Source organism: Paraconexibacter sp. (genome assembly GCF_059438195.1).
In genome coordinates this window covers 1-3,860 of record NZ_JBLKKY010000129.1, presented here as the reverse complement: position 1 = coordinate 3,860, position 3,860 = coordinate 1, and the positions used below count along the sequence as shown (strand labels likewise).

The following is a 3,860-nucleotide window of genomic DNA, read 5'->3' as shown; positions in this document are numbered from 1 at the left end:
AGCAGCCCGGACGACGAGGTCATCGCGCTCCTCGACGAGGCGCTCGCGGCGACGCGCGAGCCCGGCCTGCGCTCGCGCCTCCTCGGCGCCCTCGCGCTCGAGCACTGCTACGCGGACGCCGGCCGCGCGGCCTCGCTCAGCGCCGACGCGCTCGCGCTCGCCCGCGAGTCCGGCGACCCGGCGACGCTCGCCGAGGCGCTCAGCGCGCGGCACGCCGTCCTCTGGAGCGCCGAGGGCGTGCACGAGCGCCTCGCGGTCGCCGAGGAGATGCACGAGCGGGCGCGCGCGGCGGGCGACCGGGTCGCCGCGCTGCAGGCGCGTCACTGGCGGGTCCTCGACCTCATGGAGCTCGCGCGGATCGCCGAGGCGGAGGAGGAGATCGCCGGCTACGAGGTCGAGGCCGCCGAGCTGCGCCTCGCGCGCTACCAGTGGTACGTGCCGCTCTGGCGGGCGGCGATCGCGGCGCTCCGCGGTGAGTTCGCCGAGGCCGACCGCCGCCACGCGGAGGCGGCCGAGCTCGCACGGGGCACGCACGACCGCAACGCCGAGCCGCACATCGCGATCCAGCGCCTCCAGCTCCTCGTCGAGCAGCGCCGGTACGACGAGATCGACCTCGAGTGGCCGGAGCGCGGCGCGCGCGAGGGTCCCGCCGAGCGCGGCGCCTGGCTCGGCTGGCTCGCGATCGTCTACGCCGGCCGGGGCGACGTCGACCTCGCGCGCGAGCGCTACGAGGAGCTCGCCGCCGACGACTTCGCCGCCCTGCCGCGCGGCGCGAACTGGCACGCGGCGTGCGAGGCGGCCGACTCGTGCCTGCTTCTCGGCGACCGCGGGCGCGCGGCCGCGCTCGCCGAGCGACTCCGTCCCTTCGGCGACCTCAACCCCGTCATGGGACGCGGGTTCGGGCTGTGTGGACCGGTCGTCGCCCGCGTCGCCGGGCTGGAGGAGCTCGCCGGCCGCACCGACGCGGCGATCGCGAGCTACGAGCGCGCGCTCACGCTGTGCGAGCAGATGGGCGCCCGCCCGATGGCGGCGCGGGTCCGCGAGCGGCTCGCGGCGCTCACGGCGCCGTCCTCTCCGCGAGATGCAGCTTCGTCACCGCTGCGGTGACGAAGCTGCATCTCGCGGGGTCAGGCGGGGGGCTAGAGGCCGAGGGAGCGGCCGACGATCTCCTTCATGATCTCGGTCGTCCCGCCGTAGATCCGCGAGACGCGGCCGTCGGCCCACGCGCGCGCGACCGGATACTCCGTCATGTAGCCGTAGCCTCCGTGCAGCTGGACGCAGCGGTCGAGGACCCGGCCCTGCGCCTCCGTGCACCACCACTTCGCGAGCGCCGCGCGCTCGGCGGCGAGCCGGCCCTCGACGTGCTCGGCGATGCAGTCGTCGAGGAACGCGCCGGCGACCTCGAGCTCGGCGTGCAGCTCGGCCATCGCGAACCGCGAGTGCTGGAAGCTCCCGATCGGCCGGCCGAACGCCTCGCGCTCCTTCACGTAGGCGAGCGTGTGCGCGAACGCCGTCCGCGCCGAGGCGAGCGAGGCCACCGCGATCCCGAGGCGCTCCTGCGCGAGGTTGCCCATGAGCAGCCCGAAGCCCGCGCCCTCCTCGCCGAGCCGGTTGACGACCGGCACGCGGACGCCCTCGAAGAAGAGCTCCGCGGTGTCCTGCGCGTGCAGGCCGACCTTGTCGAGGTTGCGGCCGCGCGCGAAGCCCTCCATGCCCCTCTCGACGACGAGGAGCGTGATGCCCCGGGGCCCTTCCCCCGTCCGCGCCGCGACGATGACGAGGTCCGCGTTGATGCCGTTGGTGATGAACGTCTTCGTCCCGTCGAGGACGTAGTGCTCCGGGTCGCCGGGGTCGCGCCGCGCCGTCGTGCGGAGCGCCGCGAGGTCGGACCCCGTGCCCGGCTCGGTCATCGCGATCGCCGTCACCGTCTCGCCGGCCGCGATGCCGGGCAGCCAGCGCGCGTGCTGCTCCGGCGTCCCGTTCTCGAGCAGGTGCGGCACGCAGATGTCCGAGACGAGCGCGAACCCGATGCCGACCGCGCTCGCCCCGGCGCGCTCGGCCTCCTCGGCGACGACGACGTTGAAGCGGTAGTCCCCCACGCCCGCGCCGCCGTGCACCTCGGGGACGCCCATCGCGACGAACCCGTGCGCGGCCGCCCGGGCGAAGAGGTCGCGCGGGACGATCCCCTCGGCCTCGCACTCGGCGAGGCGCGGGACGACCTCGCGCGCGAAGAACGTCCGCACGCTCTCGCGGAACGCGTCGTGCTCGGGCCCGAAGAGCCCGCGCCGGCGCGCGGCGGGCGCGCCGGTGGTCGCCGTCGCCGTCATGCGACGCGCGCCCGCGCGGTCACCTTCACGACGACGTCCTCGCCCGCCTCGTCGCGGGCGATCCGCGCCTCGAGGTCGGCGACCCTGCCGTGCTCGGGGTCCTCGGCGACCCCGATGACGCGGCCGGACATCGTGAGCGTGTCGTCCGGCCACACCTGGCCGGTGAAGCGCATCGAGAGACCCAGGACGTTCTCGGGACCCACCCAGCGCGCGACCCGCTGCGCGAGCGCGCCGCCCTGGAGCATCCCCATCGAGAACACCGACGGCATGCCGACCGACTGCGCGAACGGCTCGTCGTGGTGGATCGGGTTGAAGTCGCCGCCCGCGCCCGCGTAGCGGACGATGTCGGTCCGGGTGATCGGGCCGACGGTCGCCCTCGGCATCTCGTCGCCCTCGGCGAGCGCGACCGGCGCGCTCGGCGCGAGCGCCCCGCCGGCGGACGCGGACATCACGCCCCCCTCTCGATCATCGTGTCGCGGCGGCGCAGCACCGGCTCGCCGTCCGCGTCGCGGAACTCGGTCTCGACCGTGACGAGCGTCATCGCCCCGCCGCGCGAGCCCTCGCGCCGCGCGACGTCCTTCACGACGACGCGCCCGCTCAGCTCGTCGCCGACGCGCAGCGGCCGCAGGTAGTCCCACGCCGACTCGCCGTGCAGGAGCCGGCCGAGGTCGAGCCCGAGGTCGAGCGCGTAGGCGACCGCGCCGCCCTCGGCCTCGAACGCGGCGAGGACGCTCGCGGTGAGCGGGACCGGGATGCCGTCGAAGCCGGCCTCGCGGGCCGCGTCCTCGTCGGCGTAGACGGGGTCGTCGTCGAAGAGGGCCCGCGCGAGCTCCTTCACCTTGCTGCGGTCGACGCGGAAGCGCGCCTCCCCGAGGTCGCGGCCGATGTCGCTCGTGTCTGGCATTCGGTCCTCCGTGTCGGTGGGTCTGAGGAGTCTGGGACGGCGCGCGGACGCCTGCGCTCGCGCTGGTCGATCGTGCGTCCGGCCGCCATCCGCCGCGCCTCGCCGCTCACGGCCCGTCGTCGCGGACGATCCGCGGGTAGCCGTCGCCGAGCGGTCGCGGATCGGATCCGCTGCCCGGCGCCCCGTAGGGGTTGACGCCGCCGGCGCGGACGATGTCGGCGAGGCCGAGGCCCTCGACGACGTCGAGGGCCTTCTTCGCGTCGTCGGAGAGCGGGACGAGGAGCGACGCCGAGAAGAGCGCGATGACCTTGGCGACGTGGCTCGTGTCGTCGCGGAAGTCGGACGCCGCCCGCAGCGTGGCGAAGAGGTACGCCGCGTCCTGCGCGTGCGGGGCGATGTGCGCGAGCGCCGGGCGCAGCTCGCGGAGGAGGTCGTCGAGCTCGGGCGCGAGCGCTCGCGCGGGGGTGGTCGTCGCGCGCAGCGAGCCGAGCAGGCGGCGCGCCCTCGGGGTGACCGACTCGAGGCGGGCGAGCGCGCGCAGCGTCGCGCGGCTCGTCGCCGGCAGGTCGCGCGCCGCCGGGGTGAGGTCGCCCAGCGCGCCGGTGAGGTCGTCGAGGAGGGGTCCGGCC

The 3,860-nt window shown here is 76.0% G+C and carries 4 protein-coding genes and 1 pseudogene; 1 reads left to right on the top strand and 4 read right to left on the bottom strand.

Annotated elements, in window-relative coordinates:
• A partial coding sequence (locus ACME2J_RS22025; RefSeq protein ID WP_495547095.1) for a hypothetical protein occupies positions 1-1,107 on the top strand: 1,107 nt, incomplete at its 5' end.
• A gap of 32 nt (positions 1,108-1,139) precedes the next feature.
• Here the strand turns inward: ACME2J_RS22025 and ACME2J_RS22020 are convergent.
• The 4 genes and pseudogenes from ACME2J_RS22020 to ACME2J_RS22005 form a co-directional block, all read right to left on the bottom strand.
• The gene (locus ACME2J_RS22020) at positions 1,140-2,327 is read right to left on the bottom strand and encodes an acyl-CoA dehydrogenase family protein (protein ID WP_495547094.1); all 1,188 of its coding nucleotides are present in this window, start codon (positions 2,325-2,327) and stop codon (positions 1,140-1,142) included.
• A complete protein-coding gene (locus ACME2J_RS22015) occupies positions 2,324-2,776 on the bottom strand; it encodes a MaoC/PaaZ C-terminal domain-containing protein (RefSeq protein WP_495547093.1) in 453 nt (150 codons plus the stop codon). The genes ACME2J_RS22020 and ACME2J_RS22015 overlap by 4 nt, the downstream gene beginning before the upstream one ends.
• On the bottom strand, positions 2,776-3,231 hold the full coding sequence (locus ACME2J_RS22010) for an FAS1-like dehydratase domain-containing protein (protein ID WP_495547092.1): 456 nt from the start codon (positions 3,229-3,231) through the stop codon (positions 2,776-2,778). The genes ACME2J_RS22015 and ACME2J_RS22010 overlap by 1 nt, the downstream gene beginning before the upstream one ends.
• Before the next feature lie 106 nt (positions 3,232-3,337).
• Positions 3,338-3,860, bottom strand: a pseudogene (locus ACME2J_RS22005) (hypothetical protein); the annotation flags it as partial.

Coding starts and splice junctions, on each gene's coding strand:
- ACME2J_RS22020 (WP_495547094.1), bottom strand. CDS start 2,327: ATGACGGCGACGGCGACCACCGGCGCGCCCGCCGCGCGCCGGCGCGGG.
- ACME2J_RS22015 (WP_495547093.1), bottom strand. CDS start 2,776: ATGTCCGCGTCCGCCGGCGGGGCGCTCGCGCCGAGCGCGCCGGTCGCG.
- ACME2J_RS22010 (WP_495547092.1), bottom strand. CDS start 3,231: ATGCCAGACACGAGCGACATCGGCCGCGACCTCGGGGAGGCGCGCTTC.